This window comes from Geomonas silvestris (genome assembly GCF_014193515.1).
GTDB lineage: Bacteria > Desulfobacterota > Desulfuromonadia > Geobacterales > Geobacteraceae > Geomonas > Geomonas silvestris.
In genome coordinates, this window is sequence record NZ_BLXX01000002.1 from 21,029 (window position 1) to 38,990 (window position 17,962).

Sequence of the window (17,962 nt, forward strand, 5' to 3'; positions counted from 1 at the left end):
CCGAGCTAGGGGTCAGGCTTGGGGAGGTACGAAGAGGGAAAGGTAGACTTCGGGAAGAAAACGGAACGGTTCGCGCCAGCCGGCGATGGTGAGCCAGGGGATGCGGACCGGTAGAAGGTGGGTGTTGAAGACAGAGGCGTGGCAGCCGCAGCTCGCGCAGTTGTCGCAGGTGTCGCCGTCCCCGTCGCCGTCGTGATCGTGGCCGTGGTCGAGGGGGGCGCAGGGGCAGTCCTGAGCCGAGCCGCTCTGTACCTGGACCAGTTTCGCTGCGCCTTCCGAGACGCCGGTGTCGGCGTGGGCGGGACGGCACAGGGTCCCCAGGGCGAGCGAGAGGACCGCCACCAGGAGCAACCAGGTCAGGGATTTGAGCGGGACGAACTTGAGCATGGCGCAAGGCTAAACGAGATGGAGGATTCTTGTCAAGGGAGAACAGGAATAAATGTCTCTTTGGTATCCGCGTTGCCCCGCGCCGCTAGGGCTTTTTGTCCCCCTGCAGCTCTATACCGAGCTTTTCCAGGGCGTCCTGGATCGGGATGAAGAAGTTCATGCCGGCAAGCCCCTTGGCTCCCAGCCCGGCCACGGTGATGCCGAGCACGGATCCCCTTGGGTCGAGGAGCGGACCGCCGCTGTTGCCGGGGAGGATGGAGACGTCGCTTTGCAGGTAGCGGTGATCCTTGAAGCTGCGGTAACCGCTCAGTATCCCCTTGGTGAGGGTCGTGTTGAACTTCTCGCCCAGGGGGGAACCGAGAACGAAGACGTCCTCGCCGATGTTGGACTCGGTGGAACGCACGGCAAGCGGTGTCACCTCGGTCTGCTCGGCCTTCAGCAGCGCCACGTCGAGGGTCTTGTCGCTGCGCAGCACCTCACCCACCAGTTCGCGCCCGGTGGAGAGCTTCAGCTTGAGGAACTTCTGGGAACCCACCACGTGGTAGTTGGTGAGCAGGTGCCCTTCCTTGCTGATGAAGAAACCGCTGCCGCTTCCGGTTTCTCCCGTCACGGTGACCACAGCCGCTCGCAGGCTGGTGATGTTCTTGGCCAGCGGCTCGTCGAGCGGCTTGATGCGCTCCAGCTTCACGATCTTGGGATCGGCCACCTTAGGTTTGAGCACCTCGGTGCTGGTGATGGTGTCGTAGAGCCCCTGCTGGGCCAAAAGGTTCCGGGTCGCGGCCTTGAAGGCGTTGACGAAGAAGTCGTCGGGTAGGGTTTTCACCAGTTCCCCGGGCTGATAGGTCCCCTCGGTGGTCGCCTGGTACACCACCTTCTGCGCCTGGGGCGAGAACACCTGCCAGAATATCTTCAGGTAGACGCCACCCTCGGTCTCGGCGGACTTCACGCAGAAGTTGGCGTTCACCTCCTTGATGAAGATCCCCACCTGGAGATCCTCGGACGGCTGATCGTCCTCGGCGCTGCTCTCGAAGATCGCCTCGGACTTCACCGGAGTCGGGAAGTGGGCGGACTCCAGCTCGTCGCGAAAGGCCTTCGCCAGCTTGCCGCTGAAAATGCTGTAGACCTTCTTGTTCCACACCATGTCGCTGGACTTGCTGCAGAGCCACCCCTTATGCATCTCGCCCATCTTCTGGTTCTCGAAACGCGTCTTGATGGTCTTCAGAAAGAGCGCCTTGGCCTTGGTGCCATCCTTGAACTCAATGACCGGCTTTTCGGGGACCTGCTTGACCTGCGGCACCTCGGCCCAGGCGGAAGTTGCCAACAGTAGCGTTGAAGAAAGTAGCGGTACCAGCAGTTTTCTCGACATTGCACGCTCCGGTTTCGGGGGATCACATCACAGTGCGCCAGGTGGGGGTTGCAGTCAGCCCACGCCCCCCCCGTCCTTTTCGAGCCCGGCGATCGTCTCGATGACCTGGGCGTCGGCGGGGTTCTTCTCGAGGGCGAGCTTCAGCTGCTGCAGGGCCTCTGCGCGCCTGCCGAGCTGCAGGCAGGCGGCGGCGTAGTCGCGGTGCAGATCCCTGAGGTTCGGGTTCAGGGCGAGCGCCTGCTCGAAGTGCTGCAGCGCCTCGGGGTTCGCGGCGGCGGCGTAGATCGTCCCCAGCGCGTGGTGCGCCTCGGCGATCTGCGGGTTGACGGCAAGCACCTTCTGGTAGAGCTCCTGCACGGTCTCCCGCGGGCTCCCCAGGGCCTGCTCTACCGCGGCCAATCCGAAGTAGGCAGCGGGATGCTCGGGGTTCAGCTCGATGGCCTTTAGGAAGTGCTCCCGCCCCTTATCGGGCTCCCGCATCAGGTAGCGGATGTTCCCCAGGTTGATCTGCACGAAGGGGTTTTCGGGCTCCAGCCCGAAGGCGGCGGTGCACTGCTGCAGGGCCTCCTCGAGGCGGTGGGTGCGCATCAGGGCCGAGCCGTAGTTGTTGCGGCAGTTGACGTGGTCGGGGTTGAAGACGGCGGCCTTCTCGTAGTAGGGGAGGGCCTCCTCGTCGCGCCCGAGCTGCTGCAAGAGGAGTGCATAGCTGTAGAGGGAATCCCAGTGGTTGGGGGCGTGCTTGAGGGCTTCCGTGAGCACCGACTCGGCGTACTCGTAGAGACGCAGGTCGTGCAGGGCGTCGCCCAGCCGGTGCAGGACGTTGGCGCGGTCGGGGAGGAGCGCCACGGCAATCTCGTAGAGGACGGCGGCTTCGTACACGAAACCTGCGGCCTTGACGTTATCTCCGAAGGAGACGATGAGCTCGGCGATGCCGGGAATGCGCCCGTGCTGCGAGCTGTCGGAGAGCTGGGCGGCGAGTTCCTGGATGATGGCCTGGGAGATCCCCTGTTCGGCCTCGGAGCAGCGCTGGCTCAAGGAGCGCACGACCGCAACGGCATCCTCGACGCGGCCGCTCCCCGCCTTGATGGCCGCCGCAAAGAAGGGGGCCAGGTTGTCGTCCGGGAAGCGTTCCGTCATCTCCTGGTAGGCAGCGAGCGCCGCGTCGTTCTCGCCGCGCATCTGCATGAGGACCGCTGAGGTGAAGTCGGCGGGGCCTCCCTCAACCGCGACCGCCTCCTGCGGATCGGCCTGCCGTGGCTCTTTGCTCCCGAAGAACTTGCTGAAAAACCCCATGCCCGCACTCCTTGCTGGTTGATGCGCCGGAACCGGACGCCGCCGGCCGCTTGGCGCTGACAAATTAAGCCAGCTTTTCCGGAATGTCTACCACAAATGTCAGGCGCAAGGGTGGCGGAGGCGCTGCGTGGACGAGGTGGAGGACAAGGGAATGGTGGAAGCTAAGGGGACTGGCACCTTGCGGTGCCAGTCCCCCTCGCGCCCCTATTTCGGGAGCACCAGGTAGAGTTCCATCTGGTGGCCATCTTCGAGGTGGATCGGGAAGCACAGGCCCACCTCTCCCGCCGCGAGCGGCAGGCCGGCAGCGGGCGCAGGGACGGTGACCGGCGGGTTGATGGTCAGGGTAAAGCCGTCCTGGGAGGCCTTGGCCGCCACGTTGCCGCAGACCACGTTTATGAACTCGAGGAGGCAGTCCTCCAGGACCTCGACCGGCTCGTGATCGACCACGGCGGCGTGCAACAGGGCCTGCGCCACCTTCTTCTGCACCGGCTCGGAAACGGCGATCAGGTAGCGGGCGCTGGCGTCGCCGGCGAAATCGAGGGCCGCTGTCTGGTGGGAGGCCGGCAGCTGGGAGACGACCTGGCAGGCCCCGGGACGGAAACGCAGCCCGAGCACCCGGGTCACCAGCTTGTAGGTCAGATCGACCGTCATCTCCCACAGGGGCGCATCGGCCACCTTGACCGGGAGCGCGATGCCGTCGGCCACGTAAGGGGCCTGGTCGAGCTTGAAGGCCTCGAGCTGCCGGGCGAGCTTCTCCTGGTCCAGGGCGCCGACCTTTATGAGCGCCTCGCCGATGTAGAGGTGGGTAGCCTGCTGCCGGGCCACCACGTCGGCCAGCTGCCCCTCGGTGAGCGTGCCGGTCGCCACCAGGAGGTCGCCCAGTTTCATGTCCCGGGAGAGCTGGCTTTGGTGCGCACGCTCGATGTCGGCGGAGGTCACAAGCCCCATGGAGACGGCCATCTCGCCCAGCTTCAGGTTCTGCTTTTCCTGCAGGGCGATGGCCTCGACGATAGCCTCGCGGGACACCACCCCCTTTTCCACCAGGTACTGCCCGAAAAATTTCACTGCCATATCAGTTCCCCTTTTTGAAAGGGCCGCGGCTAGAGTGCGCGCAGGGCCCCCAGAATGTCCTCTGCCACGAAGGGCTTGGAGATGACGCACCGGGCGCCCAGTTTCATCGCCTCGTTGAAGTTGTCGCTGACCCCGCCGAGCGAGGTGACCATGACGACCTTGACCTCCTTGTCGAGGGCCACGATGCTGCGCAGCGCAGTGAGGCCGTCCATTCCCGGCATGTTCATGTCCATGCAGATGATGTCGGGGTTGTCCTGCTGGTTCGCCTTGATGGCTTCCGCGCCGTTTCTCACTGAGCCGATGCAGCAGAAGTCACCGGAGCCGCCGATGATCTGTTCCAGCTGGCGAGCCACTACCAGGCTGTCGTCCACTACCAGTACTTTTTTGGGCATGATGCTCTCCTCTTACGGTTATGGCCAATAAGGATGCGTCGCCTTACCGGGAGGGGACGATCCTGACTGAGTAATCGGCGAGTAATGACAGTAGCTTGAGAGATAAATGCAGGGGGTGGGGACTTGGGGCTGGGGGATAACCGGGAAAGGCGTTAAACCGGTTTGCCACGGAGGCCGGAGTACACGGAGAAAGGCCGAAAATGGGTTCGGCCTGGAAACGTTAGCGCTCAAGGCCGAACCGGTTAGCTAAGTTTTCAACGGATTTGGTTTTGGAAGTTCTCCGTGTGCTCCGTGTCTCCGTGGCGCAATTCGGGTTTTAGCCGGAGACGATCCGGATGTACTCCTTCTCGGTCACCAGTTCCTGCGGGCTCTCCATCCGGTCCAGGAAGACGATCCCCTTGAGGTGGTCGAACTCGTGCTGGAAGATGCGGGCCGTGAAGTTGGAAAACTCTTCCTCGCGCAGCTCGCCGCTGCGGGTCAGGTAGCGCACCCCGATCTTGCGGTGCCGCGGGACGATGCCGCGCAGCCCGGGGATGCTCAGACACCCTTCCCACCCCTTCTCCTTCTCGTCCGAGGCCCAGACGAGCTCGGGATTAACGAGCGCAAAGGGGGGGAGATCGGGCGCCTTGGGGTAGCGCGGGTTGGGCTGCGAGGCGATCACGAAGAGCGAGAGCGATTCGAACACCTGCGGCGCGGCGAGGCCGACGCCGTGGGCATCGTCGACGGTGACCAGCATGTCGTCGATGAGGGCCTGCACCTCGGGATGGGCGGGATCTGCGATGTCCCGGGTTACCTTCCTGAGTACCGGCTGGCCAAGCTGTGCTATCTGGCGGATGATCGGCATGGGTTTCCCCCTGAGAAAAGACTGTTGCTCGCTCAGTCATTCTAACACGACCGATGTGGTCCTGAAAGGGGGTGGCGGTTGCGGCTGTCGGGGGGCGGCAGGCCCTAGCCCAGCACCTCGCGCAGCACGCGGCTTAGGTCGTGGGGACGGTAGGGCTTGGCGAGCACGGCGTTGAAACCGTGCTCCCGGAAGTTCGCCATGACGGGGTCGGTGGAGTAGCCGCTGCAGACGATCGCCTTCACCTGGGGATCGTAGCTGCGCAGCATCTTGATGGCCTCTTTGCCACCGACTCCGCCGGGGACCGTGAGATCGAGGATGACGGCGGAAAACGGCTCGCCACTCTCCCTCTCGCGCCGGTAGAGCTCGGCGGCCTGTGTTCCGTTTTCCACGCACTCGGCCCGATACCCCAACTGCTCGAGGATCGCCTTGGCCAGGGTGCGCACGATCTCCTCGTCGTCCATGACGAGGACCCGGCTCGCCCCCCCGGAAACCTCCGCCACGCTGGAACCCGCCGGCACCACGACCTCCCGGGAAGCCGGAAGCAGTACCCGGAAGGTGCTCCCCTTGCCGAGCAGGGATTGGGCGGTGATGGTCCCCAGGTGCCGCTTGATGATCGAGTAGCAGGAGGCAAGGCCGAGGCCGCTCCCCTGTTTCTTGGTGGTGAAATAGGGGTCGAAGATCCGCTCGAGGTGCTGATCGGAGATGCCGATGCCGGTATCCGAGACGCTGATCTGGACGAAGGGGTCCCCGCCGGGAGTGCGATGGTTTTCCGCCGCTACGGTCACCATCCCCCCTTCGGGCATCGCCTGCACCGCGTTGAGCACCAGGTTGTGCACCACCTGGACCAGCTGCCCCTCGGCAGCCTCCAACGGCCAGAGATCCTCGGCGAGCTGCAGCTGGCAGCCGGCCAGGGAGCCGTGCAGCGCGAAGGCGACCGCCTCCTTGAGCAGGCCGGGGAGCTCGATCATCTTCTTCACCGGCTCGCCGCCACGGGCGAAGGTGAGCAACTGCTGGGTGAGGTCGCGGGCCCGCGCCGCGGCGCTCTCCGCCTCCTCCAGGCGCTGGGCCACCTTCTGGGGATCGTCGAGCTGGAATCCGGCCAGGGAGATGTTCCCCAGGACGGCGGTCAGGATGTTGTTGAAGTCGTGGGCGATGCCGCCGGCCAGGACGCCGATCGATTCGAGCTTCTGGGACTTGAGGATCTCCTGGCGGGCCTGGCGCAGCTCGGTTATGTCCTCGACCGTCCCCACGTACCCCACGATGCCGCCCTGCGGGTCCTTGATCGGGTTCACGAGCACCCGCACCCAGACCACCTTTCCCTGAGAGGTCAGCTTGCGGTGCTCGTGCCAGTACCCCTGCCCCTTGGCGGCCGCCTCGTTGCGCACCCGGAGGAGTTCCTCGCGGTCCTCCGGGTGGATGGCGGTGAGCCAGCCGTTGCCGGCCCCCTGGATGGCGAACATCCCGGTGATCTCCTCCCAGCGCGCGTTGCAGTAGATGTTGTTCCACTGGGCGTCGCAGCGGAAGATGCCGATGGGCGCCGAGTCGCACAGGGTGCGGAAGAGTTCGTTGCCGTCCTGCAGCGCGCGCTCGAGACGCTTGCGCTCGCTTATGTCGCGCACGATGCAGCAGTTGAACTCGAGCCCCTCGAGGTTCAGGTAGTTGGCGAGGACCTCGACCGGATAGCGGCGCCCGTCCCGGGTTTGGTGGGTGGTCTCGAACTGCCGGGTCCCCCGCTCCTTGAGCTCGCTCCAAAGCCGCCGGGGCTCCTCGTGATCGAACTCGGGGTCGATCTCGGTGATCGGCCGCCCCACCAGCTCCTCCCGTGCGTAACCGAGCTTCTCGCAGGCGACCCGGTTCAGGTCCATGATCCGCCCCTCGGAGCTGAGCCAGAATACCTCCGCACCCAGGTTCTCGAGGGTGAAGCTTTTGAAGCTGAGCTCCGCTTCGGTCTTTTTGAGGTGGGTGATGTCGCGGATCAGGGCCTGCTTCGAGATGCTGCCGTCGGCGTGGTACACCGGGGTGTTGATGCAGTGGTACCAGCGCCCGTCCTTGGGGCTCTTCACCTCCCAGGCGACCCGCTCCCCCTGGAAGACCCGTTCGTTGACGCACCAGGGGCAGACCTCTTCCAGGCCGTGCAGCGCCTGGTAGCAGTAGCTTCCCACCGCATCGCCGCGCCGCCCGATCAGCTCGTCGTTCATGTAGGTGATGCGGTAGTCCTCGGAACAGGTGTAGATCGAACCGTCGAAAGCGGAAAGGAGCGCACGGCAGCGCTCGTCGGTGGCAGCAAGGCGCTCCTCGAGAGCCTGGCGCTGGGTGACGTCGATAAAGATGCAGGAGAGTCTGCCGGGCTGGGGTGCGTGGATCTCGATCTGGCAGGTGCGCTCCCCAATGGCCTGGCACTCCTCGAGGAGTACGGTCTGGCCGGAAAGCGCCACCTGCCCGTAGGCATGCGCCCAAAGCCCGGCCGATCCCGGCAACACCTCGGGCACCGAATGTCCCACCAGCGAACTGGCCGGACGGCCGACCAGCTGCTCGAAGGCTGGATTGACCTCGAGGAAACGGCAATCGTAGGGGATTCCGGATTCGCTGCTGATGATCTCCAGGAGCGCGATCCCCTTTTCGGTACCGAGGAAGAGGGTACGGTAGCGGCGCTCGCTCTCCCTCAACCGGTCGCGGGCGCCGCGCAGGCTCAAGTACTCTCCGACCCGGTCCAGGAACTCGATCCCCTGGCAGGGCCGCACCAGGAAAGCGTCGGGGCCGCCGCTGCGCCGGCCGGCCGCGAGGGCTCCGTAGCGCTGGCGCTGGGAGGTCATCAGCACCACGAAGACCCCGGCAAGCTGCGGATCAGACGTGATGCAGGCAACGAGCTCCTCGGCAGAGCCGTCGGCCAGTTCATCGTCCAAAAGCAGGAGGTCAGGGCGGTACAGGGAGGTGAGCGAGAGCGCCTGGGCCGCGCTGTCGCCCAAGAGCACGCTGTAGCCGGCCTCCTCGAGGATCCGGCCGGCAGGCTGCAGGGGATCGGTCGTCTTCTCCACGACCAGAATAGTGGCGGGTACGATTATTTCGTGCATGTCAGCGGGAGTGTACGGCATACGTCAGACTCAGACGGTACAGGATAAGGTTTTCCCTCGAAGGGACGAAGAGTGTGCAAATTGAGGATCTCTAGGACTTTCCGGGTCTGCTGCATCGCGTGGCGTAACCGGCGCGCGACACTGCAGCACTTCTGCCTCCTCTTGGCGGCACTCACCCACGGTCCCTTGCCGAGTTAGCTGCGGTTGCCTCGGCAGGTCGGGAAGGTAGAAATAATCCCTTTACGTCAATTATGTCAAGATTTTTAATAAATTAGTTATAAACAGATGCGGCCATACGCCGACGCTACCTGTCGGCATCTGAGGGACAAATCGTACCGTTCGCGGCGCAGGAGAGGGGACGCTTTCGGGCCGGGAGGCAGAGCGCACCCCGGCCGCCTCAGGCGGGACAACTTGCTGAATTATATACACGGTGCTCCTTGCAGCGATGAAGCCCGCTTCAACGGGGAGAGACTCCGCCTACGGAAGGGGTGCTTGCCCGCCGCGGGGCGCTCCGGCAGCTTTCGGCGGCTTCCCCGCTGCGGACCACAAAATTTTTTCACTATTTCGCCTAAACTTTCTACCCCTGGTGCCGAACTAGTTAGAGAAAGCGCCGCCCCCCTTACCGCTGCGCGGCTTCGAACTCCGAAGCCTTCCCGACCACCCATCCCCGACCGCAGCAGTACCGAATACCTGAACCGGCAGGTTCGCACGAGACTGGATGCCAGGCGGCCGGTTCAGCCCGTTTGCGGACTGGAGAGGCATATGACGACAGAAGAAGAGATCACTCCGATAGCCGTCATGGCAACCCATCACGAGATAACCCGACTCTCGGTGTTCACCGAGGAGCTGGTGAAAGGCTGCCTCATGGGCGAGGACGCCAGTGCCCAGCACAAGCTCTCGGCGGTACTACGGGTATTCAGCGAGTTGGGGATCATCTGGCGCATCCTGTCCGAGATCAACGTGCGTGGCGTCATGACCAAGAACCAGCGCCAGTTCCTGCAGGACTTCTACGCGGGGATCACTTACTAGGAAGGGGCGCGGCGCCCAGACTCGCCCCGGTGCTAGCGGCCGCAGGTAGTCATCTTTAAGAGACGAATCCCCCCTGCCCCCCCTTTTTCAAAGGGGGGAACGTGAGTGCGCCAGCTGCGCTTCGTGGATAAGATATCCGTTTCTTGGATCCCGGGTTAGCAGAGACGAATCCCCCCTGCCCCCCCTTTTTCAAAGGGGGGAACGTGAGTGCGCCAGCTGCGCTTCGTGGGTAAGATATCCGTTTCTTGGATCCCGGGTTAGCAGAGACCAAAGCGCCATAAAAAAAGGTGAAAGGAGCCGGCTGCGGCGACCGTTTCTGGTCGTCCTGCCTGCTTCTTTCACCTTTTTCCGTTTGCTGCCTTGCGCTTGGGTGCGCGTTATGCGGACTTCTTGAAGTAGGAGAGGAACTCGTCCCTGGTGAGGTAGTTCTTGCGCACCAGGTGATCGATCGCATGGCTCATGACGCCGCGCTCCCCTTCCTTCAGGACGTCTTTCAACAGCACGAAGAAGGGGATGTTGCGGGTCTGCGGGTAGAGCCGGAAACGCTCCAGAAGGTCGAAGGCGGTCTGGTCCGGGAGCATCAGCGAGCAGAAGATCATGTAGGGGTGCACGATGGTCCCGAGCGCGATCGCCTCCTTGCCGGTGTAGGCGTTGAGCACCTCGAAGCCGAGCTTCACGATGGCGTGCTCGAGGTGCTCCTCCCCTCTGCGGGTGACCACCATGGCCTGCAGGTCGTAGTCGTCGGACTCGTCGGTGAGCCCGAAGCGCTGCAGCTTCTTGGTGAGGTAGCCGTTCTCGAGAGGGAGGGTAATGAACCCGGCCACCGGGAAGACCTCGCCCACCTGCCCCGTTTCGCTCAGGTAGAGCGGCAGGACCGGGATGTCGCGGGTCGCCGGGTCGGCGTTCAAGATCTGCAGGATCCCCCAGCCGTCGTCCGACCAGGGGGAGATGTCCAGGAGGATGGCAAGCGGCGTGCACTTGGCCAAGTCGGCGATGCCGGCCACCTTGCACCGGTAGCCGCCTTCGGCCAGGTAGCTGCAGACCACTGCCCCTCGTTCTATTTTATCGCCAAGCCCCAGGACCCAGAGCTCGCGGTCTTCGCATTCTTTCATTGGCACCCCCGGTTGCCGAACGATTTTTTTAATAAATAACAGATTTTGACGGCAGAGCAAGCGAAACCTTGAGCTTGTTGAAATCACTCCGGATCTGTGGTACCACCAAGCAGCTGTTCTAACACAGATACGACGGGAGTTTCATATGTCCAGCAAGGTATTTTTCGCCGACATGCGGGCGGGTTCGCGCGAGAACCTGTTTGGGAAGATCGGGAGGCTGATGCAGGAGGCGGGCCTTAAGGGGGTCGTCGCCAAGGGGGACCTGACCGCGGTGAAGGTGCACTTCGGGGAGAAAGGGAACCACACCTTCGTGCGTCCCATCTTCGTGCGCCGGGTGGTGGACGAGATCAAGGGGCAAGGCGGCATCCCCTTTCTCACCGACTCTTCGACGCTGTACCCCGGGGAGCGCAAGGAGGCGGCGAGCGCCCTGGTCTGCGCCATCGAGAACGGCTTCGCCTACGCGGTGGTGGGGGCGCCCCTTATCATGAGCGACGGCCTGCGCGGGCACACCGCGGTGGAGGTCCCCATCGAGGGGGAGCTCCTGAAGAGCGTCTCCATCGGCGCGGAGATCGTCGAGGCCCATGCGCTTATCGCGGTCTCCCACTTCAAGTGCCACGAGCTGACCGGCTTCGGCGGGACCCTGAAGAACCTGGGGATGGGGTGCGCGAGCCGCACCGGCAAGATGCAGCAGCACTCGACCGTGGCGCCCAAGGTGGCCGAGAAGTTCTGCAACGGCTGCTCGGTCTGCCTGAAGTCCTGCGCCCACGCGGCGATCAGCATCATGGAGGGGAAGGCGCAGATCGACGCCGCGGCGTGCGTCGGGTGCAGCCGCTGCATCACCGCCTGCCTGCAGAAGGCGATCAACATCCAGTGGAACGAGAGCGCCTCGCTCGTGATGCGCAAGATGGCCGAGTACGCGCTGGGGTCGGTTGCCGGCAAGAGGGAGAAGACCCTGTACCTCAACTTCATCACCCAGGTGTCGCCGGCCTGCGACTGCTACGGGCACGCCGACGCGCCGATCGTGAACGACATCGGCATCTGCGCCTCGACGGACCCGGTGGCGCTGGACCAGGCCTGCGCGGACCTGGTGAACAACGCGCGCGGCAACGAGAACACGGCGCTCTCAAGCGGCCACGAGCCGGGCGGCGACAAGTTCCGCGGGGTGCACCCGGAGATCGACTGGGAGGTGCAGCTGGAGCACGCGGAGAAGATCGGCCTGGGGGTGAGGGAGTACCAGCTGGTGAAGATTTAACGTCCAAAGCTCCGGACGCGGATGAGGCGGATTGGGTGCTCGTGCCGATTTCCGCGGATTAACTGCAACGTCGTTACCTGAAGCAAAAGAAAAGGCCGACCCGGGTGAGCATCCCGGTGTCGGCCTTTTCTTTGTCAGCGTAAGTATCTGCTTTTGACGTCTGTGGTTTATCCGCGGAAAACCCGCGGCATCCACGCCATCCGCGCTCCAGGGTTTTTGAGGTGTTTTCCTTACTTCAAAAACCCGAACTTCTTCATCCGGTACCGGAAGGCGTCGATCCCCAGGTTCAGCTTCTTGGCGGCCTTCGACTGGTTCCAGTCGGTGATCTCCAGGCTCTGCTTGATCAGCTCGCGCTCGACCTCCTCGATGTCGATCCCCTCGGGGGGGAGCTTGAAGGTGGTCATCGACACCGCACCGGACTGGCTCGCCTTGGCCACGATCTCGAGCGGCAGGTTCTCCAAAAGGAGGTTCTCGTCGGTCCCCAGGATGATGGCGCGCTCGATGACGTTCTTGAGCTCACGGATGTTGCCGGGCCAGCTGTACTCGACCAGGAGCTTCTCCGCCATGTTGGAGATCCCCTTCATCGGCTTGTTGAACTCCTTGGAGAAGTTCTCCATGAAGTAGTTCACCAGGGTGATGATGTCCTCCTTGCGCTCCCTCAAGGGGGGGAGGAAGATCGGGATCACCTGGAGCCGGTAGTAGAGGTCGTTTCTGAAGGTCTTATCCTCGATCGCCTTCAAGAGGTCCTTGTTGGTCGCCGAGACGATGCGCACGTCGACCGGCATCGACTTGGTGCCGCCGATCCTCCTGAAGGTGCGGTCTTCGAGGAAACGCAGGAGCTTCGCCTGCATGCCGATCTCCATGTCCCCGATCTCGTCGAGGAACACGGTGCCGCCGTCGGCCAGCTCGAAGAGACCCTTCTTCGAGGCCTTCGCGTCGGTGAAGGCCCCCTTCTCGTGGCCGAAGAGCTCGCTCTCCAAAAGGGTCGCCGGCACCGCGGCGCAGTTGATCGCCACGAACGGCTTCTCGGCGCGCGCCGACTCGTAGTGGATCCACTTGGCCACCAGCTCCTTGCCGGTCCCGGACTCCCCCTGGATGAGCACGGTCGAGGCGTCGCTCTTGGCCACCTTGGCCATCATCTCCAGCACGTTCTTCATGTGCTTGGAGTTCCCGAGGATCGTGGGCGGACCCTGCTTCTTGTGCTCGCTGCGTAACTGCACCACCTCGCGGCGCAGGTCCGAGGTCTCCAGCGCCTTGCGGATCACGATGGAGAGCTCGTCCAGGTTGAACGGCTTGTTGATGTAGTCGTAAGCCCCGTGCCGCATGGTGTTGACCGCGGTCTCCAGCCCCCCTTGGGCCGTTACCATGATGACCACGACGTCCTCGTCGGTCTCCTTGAGCCGCTGCAGCACTTCCAGGCCGTTGATGCCGGGGAGGTGGTAGTCCAAAAGCACCAGGTCGGGCTGCTCCTCGCGGGCGAGCCTGAGCGCGTCCTCGCCGGTCCCCGCGGTGTAGACCTCATACCCCTGTTTCTTGAGGTTCTGCTCCAGGGACCAACGGATCAGGTGCTCGTCGTCCACCACCATTATCTTCGTTCTGCGCATGGCTGCTCCTTAAAGCTGTGATGTACCGCACCAGCAGAATCTGCCGTGCCGGCGCCCCGCCCTCTGGCTTTAGGCTACCGCGTCTGCCAACTTGCACTCCCCGTCGCTGCCGTAGGCCGGGAGCTCCACCGTGAAGGTGGTCCCCTTGCCGCTTTCGCTCACCACGCTCAGGTGTCCTCCGTGCTGCTCGACCAGCCGGTGGCTGATGGCGAGCCCGAGGCCGGTCCCCTGTGCCTTCGTGGTGAAGAACGGGGTGAATATCTTTTCCAGGATGTTGGGGGGGATCCCCTGGCCGGTGTCGGTGACCTTCACCTGCACCAGGTCCTTTCCATCCGTCACGATGCGCCGGCTCTGCACGGTGAGGGTGCCGCCGTTGGCCATCGCCTGCACGGCGTTCAAAAACAGGTTCAAAAACACCTGCTGGATGTGCTTGGGGTCGACGTAGACCGGCGGGAGGTTCTCCTCGAGGTCGAGCTGCTTCTCGATGTTCTTCCCACCCCGGTGCTGCGAGGCGAAGACCAGGATCTTCTTGAGCGCCTGGTTCATGTCGGTGCAGGCCGGCTCCGAGATGGTCGGCTTGCCGAAGAAGAGCAGGTCGTTCACCGTCTTGTCCAGCCGGGAGATCTGCTCGAGCACCTCGTTGATGATGCTGATGCGCGGGTCCCCCTCGGTGAAGTCGTCCTTGATGACGGTCATCGCTGCGGCGATGCCGGTCAGCGGGTTCTTGATCTCGTGGGCGATGCCGGCCGCCATCTCACCCACCGAGGCGAGCCGGTCGGCACGCTCCATCTGCTGGAAGTGATAGGCCTCGAGTTCCTTCTTGGCCTTGTCCAGCCGGTCCACCATGGAGTCGAAGGAGAGGATCAGCCTGCCGATCTCGTCCTTGCCGTGCGTGGTCATGCGCACCGAGAGGTCCCCCGCCTCGACCTTGGCCATGTTCTCGGCCACCCGGGAGAGCGGCTTCTTGACGAACCTGACCATGACGATGGAGATCGCCGCGGAGAGGAAGAAGATGATGGCAAAGGTGGAGGCGGCGAAGAGCTTGGTGAGCTCGACGATCTTGCTCCTGGTCTCCACGAGCGAATAGTTCACGTTCAAAAGGCCGATGATCCGGCTCTTGGAGCCGTGGCAGAGGTTGCACTGCCTATCGTTGTAGATCGGCTTCACCATACCCAGCACCTCGCCGTGGCCGGGGAGGTTGAAGACGCCTTCGCGCTTGTTGTCCAGGTAGAGCTTGAAGTCGCGCTCGTCGACGGGACGGCCGACTTCGCCGGGCTGGGAGGACTTGAGGATGACGCCGTGCGGGTGGAAGATGCGCACGCCGACCAGCTTCTCGTTCTGGCCGACCATCTCCAGGATGACCTGGACATCCTCGGTGTTGCCGATGCGCATGGAGTTGTAGACGCTGCGCTCGATGGTGTTCAGCAAGAGGTCGCTGCTCTCGCGGGCGGAGTTGATGAGCTGCTGCTGCTCGCGGCGCAGGGTCAGGCCGGCAAAGGTTCCGATGCCGAAGATGAGCAGCGCGATCGTAAGGACGATGACCCTCGTTGTCAGACTCTTGAATATCAGAGTGCCTCCGCGTTAGGCGTTCAGGGGGTCGGGAGCCCGCAAGGCCCCAGGTGACAAGCGTACTGCCGAAAAACGCCCGGCCAAAGCCGGGCGCACAGATCGTTCAGGTACTGCAGCTGCTAGGGAGCGCCCGCCCCCGGCTGGTTGGTGCCGGTAGGAGGTCCGGAACTGCCGGGAGAGGGGGTGGCCGAGCCTTTCCCCCCGTCGGGGCCGGTGGTCGGCAACCCCTTGACCCCGCCGGCGGCGCCGGGTTTCGGGTAGTGGTTGTAGATGAACTGCCACTCGCTGTACTTCTTCTTCCCCTCGAAATCCTGCGGGTCGAGGTCCAGCGGGAAGTTGGCCTGTTTCAAGGGCGGCTTCTCGCTGGTGCTGGCCACCCCGACGATGCGCTGCGAGGCGTCCTTCACCACCGCCCACTCCTTGCCGGTGATGGGATCCACCAGGTTCGAGGGGCGCAGGAGGCGGACCCGCCCCGCCTGGCTCGGGTCGCTCAAGAGTGTCTTCAGGTCCGGCAGCGGGGGGCGCTTTACCGCGCCGGTCAGCGACCCGTCGCTCGCCGGGGTCTGCCTCCCGTTCGAGTCGGTGGAAGGCGGCCTGAAGCCGTACCAGCGCCTCAGGGCGTCGCGTATCTGGGTGCCGCGGAAGATGAGTTCCACCTCGCGCTCGCGCTGCATCCGGGTGCTCCAGTACTGCGCCCCCTGGGAGAGCATGATCCCCAGGATCACCACCATGACGATGGTGGCGAGGTAGGTGAGGCCTGCCTGCGAGCGGAGCGGGTGGCTCATTTCTTCCTCGAGAGGATCTCCCTGGCTTCTTCGATGAGGGTCTCGGCGTTGAGGCCGAAGTACTTCAGGAGCTCGTCGGCCTTGCCCGAGGTGCCGAAGCGGTCGTAGACGCCGACCCGCTTCATGAGGGTCGGGCAGTTCTCCGCGAGGAACTCGGCGACCGCGCCGCCCAGGCCGCCCACCACGGAGTGCTCCTCGGCGGTGATGATGGCGCCGGTCTCCTCGGCTGCCTGCAGAACCAGCTCCTTGTCGAGCGGCTTGATGGTCCCCAGGTGCACCACGCGTGCGGAGATCCCTTCCGCCTTGAGCTTCTCGGCGGCGGTCACGGCGGCGGCGGTCATGAGGCCGGTGGTGATGAAGGTGAGGTCGGTGCCGTCCACTACCTGGTTACCCTTGCCGATCTCGAAGGTGTGCCCGGCCGGGAAGACGTTGGGGACCTTGTTGCGCCCCAGGCGCACGTAGACCGGCCCCTTGTAGGCGGCAACCGCGCGGATGGCGGCCTTGGTCTCCTCGCCGTCGGCCGGGACGATCACGGTCATGTTCGGGATGGCGCGCATGATCGCCACGTCCTCGACGGACTGGTGGGAGCCGCCGTCCTCGCCGACGGTGACCCCGCCGTGGGTGGCGACGATCTTCACGTTGGCCTTGGGGTAGGCGACCGACTGGCGGATCTGCTCCCAGCCGCGGCCTGCGGCGAAGATGGCGAAGGTGGAGAGGAAGGGGATCTTCCCGACGGCTGCAAGGCCGGCGGCGGTACCCACCATGTTGGCCTCGGCGATGCCGCAGTTGAAGAAGCGCTCCGGGAATTTCTTGGCGAACACCCCGGTCTTGGTGGAACCGGACAGGTCGGCGTCCAGGGCCACGATCTTATCGTTTTCGGCGCCCAGCTCAGCCAGGGTCTCGCCGTAGGCGTCTCTCGTTGCAATCATAGTCGGATCCTTTCCTGTCTAGTCAAAGCAGCCCAGGCACTTGAGCGCCTCGGGAAGCTCCTGGTCGTTGGGGGTGACGCCGTGGTAGGCGGCCTTGTTCTCGAAGAGGTGCACGCCCTTCCCTTTCACGGTGGCGGCCACGATGGCGGTCGGCGCACCCTTGTGGGACTCGGCGGCGTCGAGGGCTGCGACGATGGCGCCCATGTCGTGCCCGTCGATCTCGATCACGTTCCAGCCGAAGGCGCGGAACTTGGCAGCGATGTCCCCCACGTTCATGACCTTCTCGACGAAGCCGTCGATCTGCAGGCGGTTCGAGTCGATGAGGGCGCAGAGGTTGTCGCTCTTGTAGTGGGCGGCGGCCATGGCGGCCTCCCATACCTGCCCTTCCTGGAGCTCGCCGTCGCCTAAGACCGCGTAGACCCGGTTCGGCTTACCTTCCAGCTTCAAGCCGAGCGCCATGCCGTTGGCCATGGAGAGACCCTGGCCGAGGCTCCCGGTGCAGACGTCCACCCCCGGGGTCCCCTTGGAGTCCGGGTGACCCTGCAGATGGCTCCCCAGGCGGCGCAGCATCATGAGGTCTTCGGCCGGGAAGTAGCCGGCCTCGGCGAGCGTCACGTAGAGCGCGGGGGCCGCGTGCCCCTTGCTGAGCACGAAACGGTCGCGGCCGTCCCAGGCGGGGTCCTGCGGGTTGTGGCGCATCTTGTGGAAGTACAGCGCACAGACCATGTCGATGGCGGAGAGCGAGCCGCCGGTGTGCCCGGACTGCGACTTGTGCAGCGTCTTCACGATGGCGACGCGCAGCCGCCTCGCCTTTTCCTCAAGCTCTGCAATCTTTTCTTTCACGAAGGTTCCTTTCAGGCTGGCGTTATTTTTCCTCGCCCGTAATCAGGTAATCGAGGATCACCTCATCCAGGCTGCGTGTGGGTTTGGCTGGGGCCGGTTCGGCGGGGGGGCTGGGGGGAGCCGGCGCTTGGTTGGGGGTGGCGTTGGGGAAGATGCGGGCGTCGAATTCGCCCCCCTTGAGGCGGCGCATCATCTCCTTGTGCTGCTCTTTCATGATGGATTCCACCACCTGCTCCAGCTGCTCCGCCTTGATGATGTCGGCGTAGCTGGTCTTTTTGGAGCAGAGGATGGTCCCGCCCAGGTAGAGCAGGGTGATGATGTGGGGATTTGCCAGACCGCTGTCCTCGGTCTGCACGTGGAATAACTCCCCTTTATACCGTATGTTGTGATTGAATCCGAGCACCATGACCGTCAT

The 17,962-nt window shown here is 63.9% G+C and carries 16 protein-coding genes; 2 read left to right on the forward strand and 14 right to left on the reverse strand.

Features of this window, described 5'->3' with window-relative positions:
* Window positions 1–12 precede the first annotated feature (12 nt).
* From GMST_RS03750 to GMST_RS03780, 7 genes are all read right to left on the reverse strand, one after another.
* The gene (locus GMST_RS03750; protein WP_183353293.1) at window positions 13–387 is read right to left on the reverse strand and encodes a hypothetical protein; all 375 of its coding nucleotides are present in this window, start codon (window positions 385–387) and stop codon (window positions 13–15) included.
* Between the two features lie 85 nt (window positions 388–472).
* Window positions 473–1,753 (reverse strand): S1C family serine protease, encoded by a 1,281-nt coding sequence (locus GMST_RS03755; RefSeq protein WP_183353294.1) that lies wholly within the window; start codon window positions 1,751–1,753, stop codon window positions 473–475.
* 54 nt (window positions 1,754–1,807) lie between these two features.
* Entirely contained in the window at window positions 1,808–3,046 is a 1,239-nt protein-coding gene (locus GMST_RS03760; protein WP_183353295.1) for a tetratricopeptide repeat protein, read from the reverse strand.
* 204 nt (window positions 3,047–3,250) lie between these two features.
* A complete protein-coding gene (locus tag GMST_RS03765; RefSeq protein WP_183353296.1) occupies window positions 3,251–4,117 on the reverse strand; it encodes a cyclic di-GMP-binding domain-containing protein, MshE-related in 867 nt (288 codons plus the stop codon).
* 29 nt (window positions 4,118–4,146) lie between these two features.
* Entirely contained in the window at window positions 4,147–4,509 is a 363-nt protein-coding gene (locus GMST_RS03770; protein WP_183353297.1) for a response regulator, read from the reverse strand.
* 316 nt (window positions 4,510–4,825) lie between these two features.
* Window positions 4,826–5,353 (reverse strand): peptide deformylase, encoded by a 528-nt coding sequence (def, locus tag GMST_RS03775; protein WP_183353298.1) that lies wholly within the window; start codon window positions 5,351–5,353, stop codon window positions 4,826–4,828.
* A 104-nt stretch (window positions 5,354–5,457) separates the two neighbouring features.
* Window positions 5,458–8,445, reverse strand: coding sequence for a PAS domain S-box protein (locus GMST_RS03780; protein WP_183353299.1), 2,988 nt, complete (start codon window positions 8,443–8,445; stop codon window positions 5,458–5,460).
* A gap of 741 nt (window positions 8,446–9,186) precedes the next feature.
* Between GMST_RS03780 and GMST_RS03785 the strand changes: the two genes are divergently transcribed.
* The gene (locus GMST_RS03785; RefSeq protein WP_183353300.1) at window positions 9,187–9,453 is read left to right on the forward strand and encodes a hypothetical protein; all 267 of its coding nucleotides are present in this window, start codon (window positions 9,187–9,189) and stop codon (window positions 9,451–9,453) included.
* A gap of 377 nt (window positions 9,454–9,830) precedes the next feature.
* Here the strand turns inward: GMST_RS03785 and GMST_RS03790 are convergent, their stop codons facing one another.
* Entirely contained in the window at window positions 9,831–10,565 is a 735-nt protein-coding gene (locus GMST_RS03790; RefSeq protein WP_183353301.1) for a response regulator, read from the reverse strand.
* 145 nt (window positions 10,566–10,710) lie between these two features.
* Between GMST_RS03790 and GMST_RS03795 the strand changes: the two genes are divergently transcribed.
* A complete protein-coding gene (locus tag GMST_RS03795; protein WP_183353302.1) occupies window positions 10,711–11,817 on the forward strand; it encodes a DUF362 domain-containing protein in 1,107 nt (368 codons plus the stop codon).
* Between the two features lie 230 nt (window positions 11,818–12,047).
* On the opposite strand, the gene GMST_RS03800 is transcribed toward GMST_RS03795, so the two are convergent.
* The 6 genes from GMST_RS03800 to GMST_RS03825 form a co-directional block, all read right to left on the reverse strand.
* On the reverse strand, window positions 12,048–13,421 hold the full coding sequence (locus GMST_RS03800; protein ID WP_183353303.1) for a sigma-54-dependent transcriptional regulator: 1,374 nt from the start codon (window positions 13,419–13,421) through the stop codon (window positions 12,048–12,050).
* Window positions 13,422–13,490: 69 nt separating this feature from the next.
* Window positions 13,491–14,990, reverse strand: coding sequence for a two-component system sensor histidine kinase NtrB (locus GMST_RS03805; RefSeq protein WP_183353782.1), 1,500 nt, complete (start codon window positions 14,988–14,990; stop codon window positions 13,491–13,493).
* 119 nt (window positions 14,991–15,109) lie between these two features.
* Window positions 15,110–15,775: a type II secretion system protein gene (locus GMST_RS03810; protein ID WP_183353304.1), complete on the reverse strand. Its 666-nt coding sequence runs from the start codon at window positions 15,773–15,775 to the stop codon at window positions 15,110–15,112.
* Window positions 15,772–16,704 (reverse strand): transketolase family protein, encoded by a 933-nt coding sequence (locus tag GMST_RS03815; RefSeq protein ID WP_183353305.1) that lies wholly within the window; start codon window positions 16,702–16,704, stop codon window positions 15,772–15,774. Before GMST_RS03815 ends, GMST_RS03810 begins: the two co-directional genes overlap by 4 nt.
* 18 nt (window positions 16,705–16,722) lie before the next feature.
* Complete coding sequence (locus GMST_RS03820; RefSeq protein ID WP_183353306.1) at window positions 16,723–17,547, reverse strand: transketolase; 825 nt, start codon at window positions 17,545–17,547, stop codon at window positions 16,723–16,725.
* Window positions 17,548–17,569: 22 nt separating this feature from the next.
* Window positions 17,570–17,953, reverse strand: a complete 384-nt coding sequence (locus GMST_RS03825; RefSeq protein ID WP_183353307.1) for a RomY N-terminal domain-containing regulatory protein — start codon at window positions 17,951–17,953, stop codon at window positions 17,570–17,572.
* Window positions 17,954–17,962: the final 9 nt, after the last annotated feature.

Excerpts from the sequence above, each read along its gene's own strand:
- GMST_RS03810 (WP_183353304.1), bottom strand. The coding sequence starts at position 15,775 with ATGAGCCACCCGCTCCGCTCGCAGGCAGGCCTCACCTACCTCGCCACC.
- GMST_RS03785 (WP_183353300.1), top strand. The coding sequence starts at position 9,187 with ATGACGACAGAAGAAGAGATCACTCCGATAGCCGTCATGGCAACCCAT.
- GMST_RS03780 (WP_183353299.1), bottom strand. The coding sequence starts at position 8,445 with ATGCCGTACACTCCCGCTGACATGCACGAAATAATCGTACCCGCCACT.
- GMST_RS03815 (WP_183353305.1), bottom strand. The coding sequence starts at position 16,704 with ATGATTGCAACGAGAGACGCCTACGGCGAGACCCTGGCTGAGCTGGGC.
- GMST_RS03750 (WP_183353293.1), bottom strand. The coding sequence starts at position 387 with ATGCTCAAGTTCGTCCCGCTCAAATCCCTGACCTGGTTGCTCCTGGTG.
- GMST_RS03765 (WP_183353296.1), bottom strand. The coding sequence starts at position 4,117 with ATGGCAGTGAAATTTTTCGGGCAGTACCTGGTGGAAAAGGGGGTGGTG.
- GMST_RS03800 (WP_183353303.1), bottom strand. The coding sequence starts at position 13,421 with ATGCGCAGAACGAAGATAATGGTGGTGGACGACGAGCACCTGATCCGT.
- def (WP_183353298.1), bottom strand. The coding sequence starts at position 5,353 with ATGCCGATCATCCGCCAGATAGCACAGCTTGGCCAGCCGGTACTCAGG.
- GMST_RS03770 (WP_183353297.1), bottom strand. The coding sequence starts at position 4,509 with ATGCCCAAAAAAGTACTGGTAGTGGACGACAGCCTGGTAGTGGCTCGC.
- GMST_RS03790 (WP_183353301.1), bottom strand. The coding sequence starts at position 10,565 with ATGAAAGAATGCGAAGACCGCGAGCTCTGGGTCCTGGGGCTTGGCGAT.
- GMST_RS03825 (WP_183353307.1), bottom strand. The coding sequence starts at position 17,953 with ATGGTGCTCGGATTCAATCACAACATACGGTATAAAGGGGAGTTATTC.
- GMST_RS03760 (WP_183353295.1), bottom strand. The coding sequence starts at position 3,046 with ATGGGGTTTTTCAGCAAGTTCTTCGGGAGCAAAGAGCCACGGCAGGCC.
- GMST_RS03755 (WP_183353294.1), bottom strand. The coding sequence starts at position 1,753 with ATGTCGAGAAAACTGCTGGTACCGCTACTTTCTTCAACGCTACTGTTG.
- GMST_RS03795 (WP_183353302.1), top strand. The coding sequence starts at position 10,711 with ATGTCCAGCAAGGTATTTTTCGCCGACATGCGGGCGGGTTCGCGCGAG.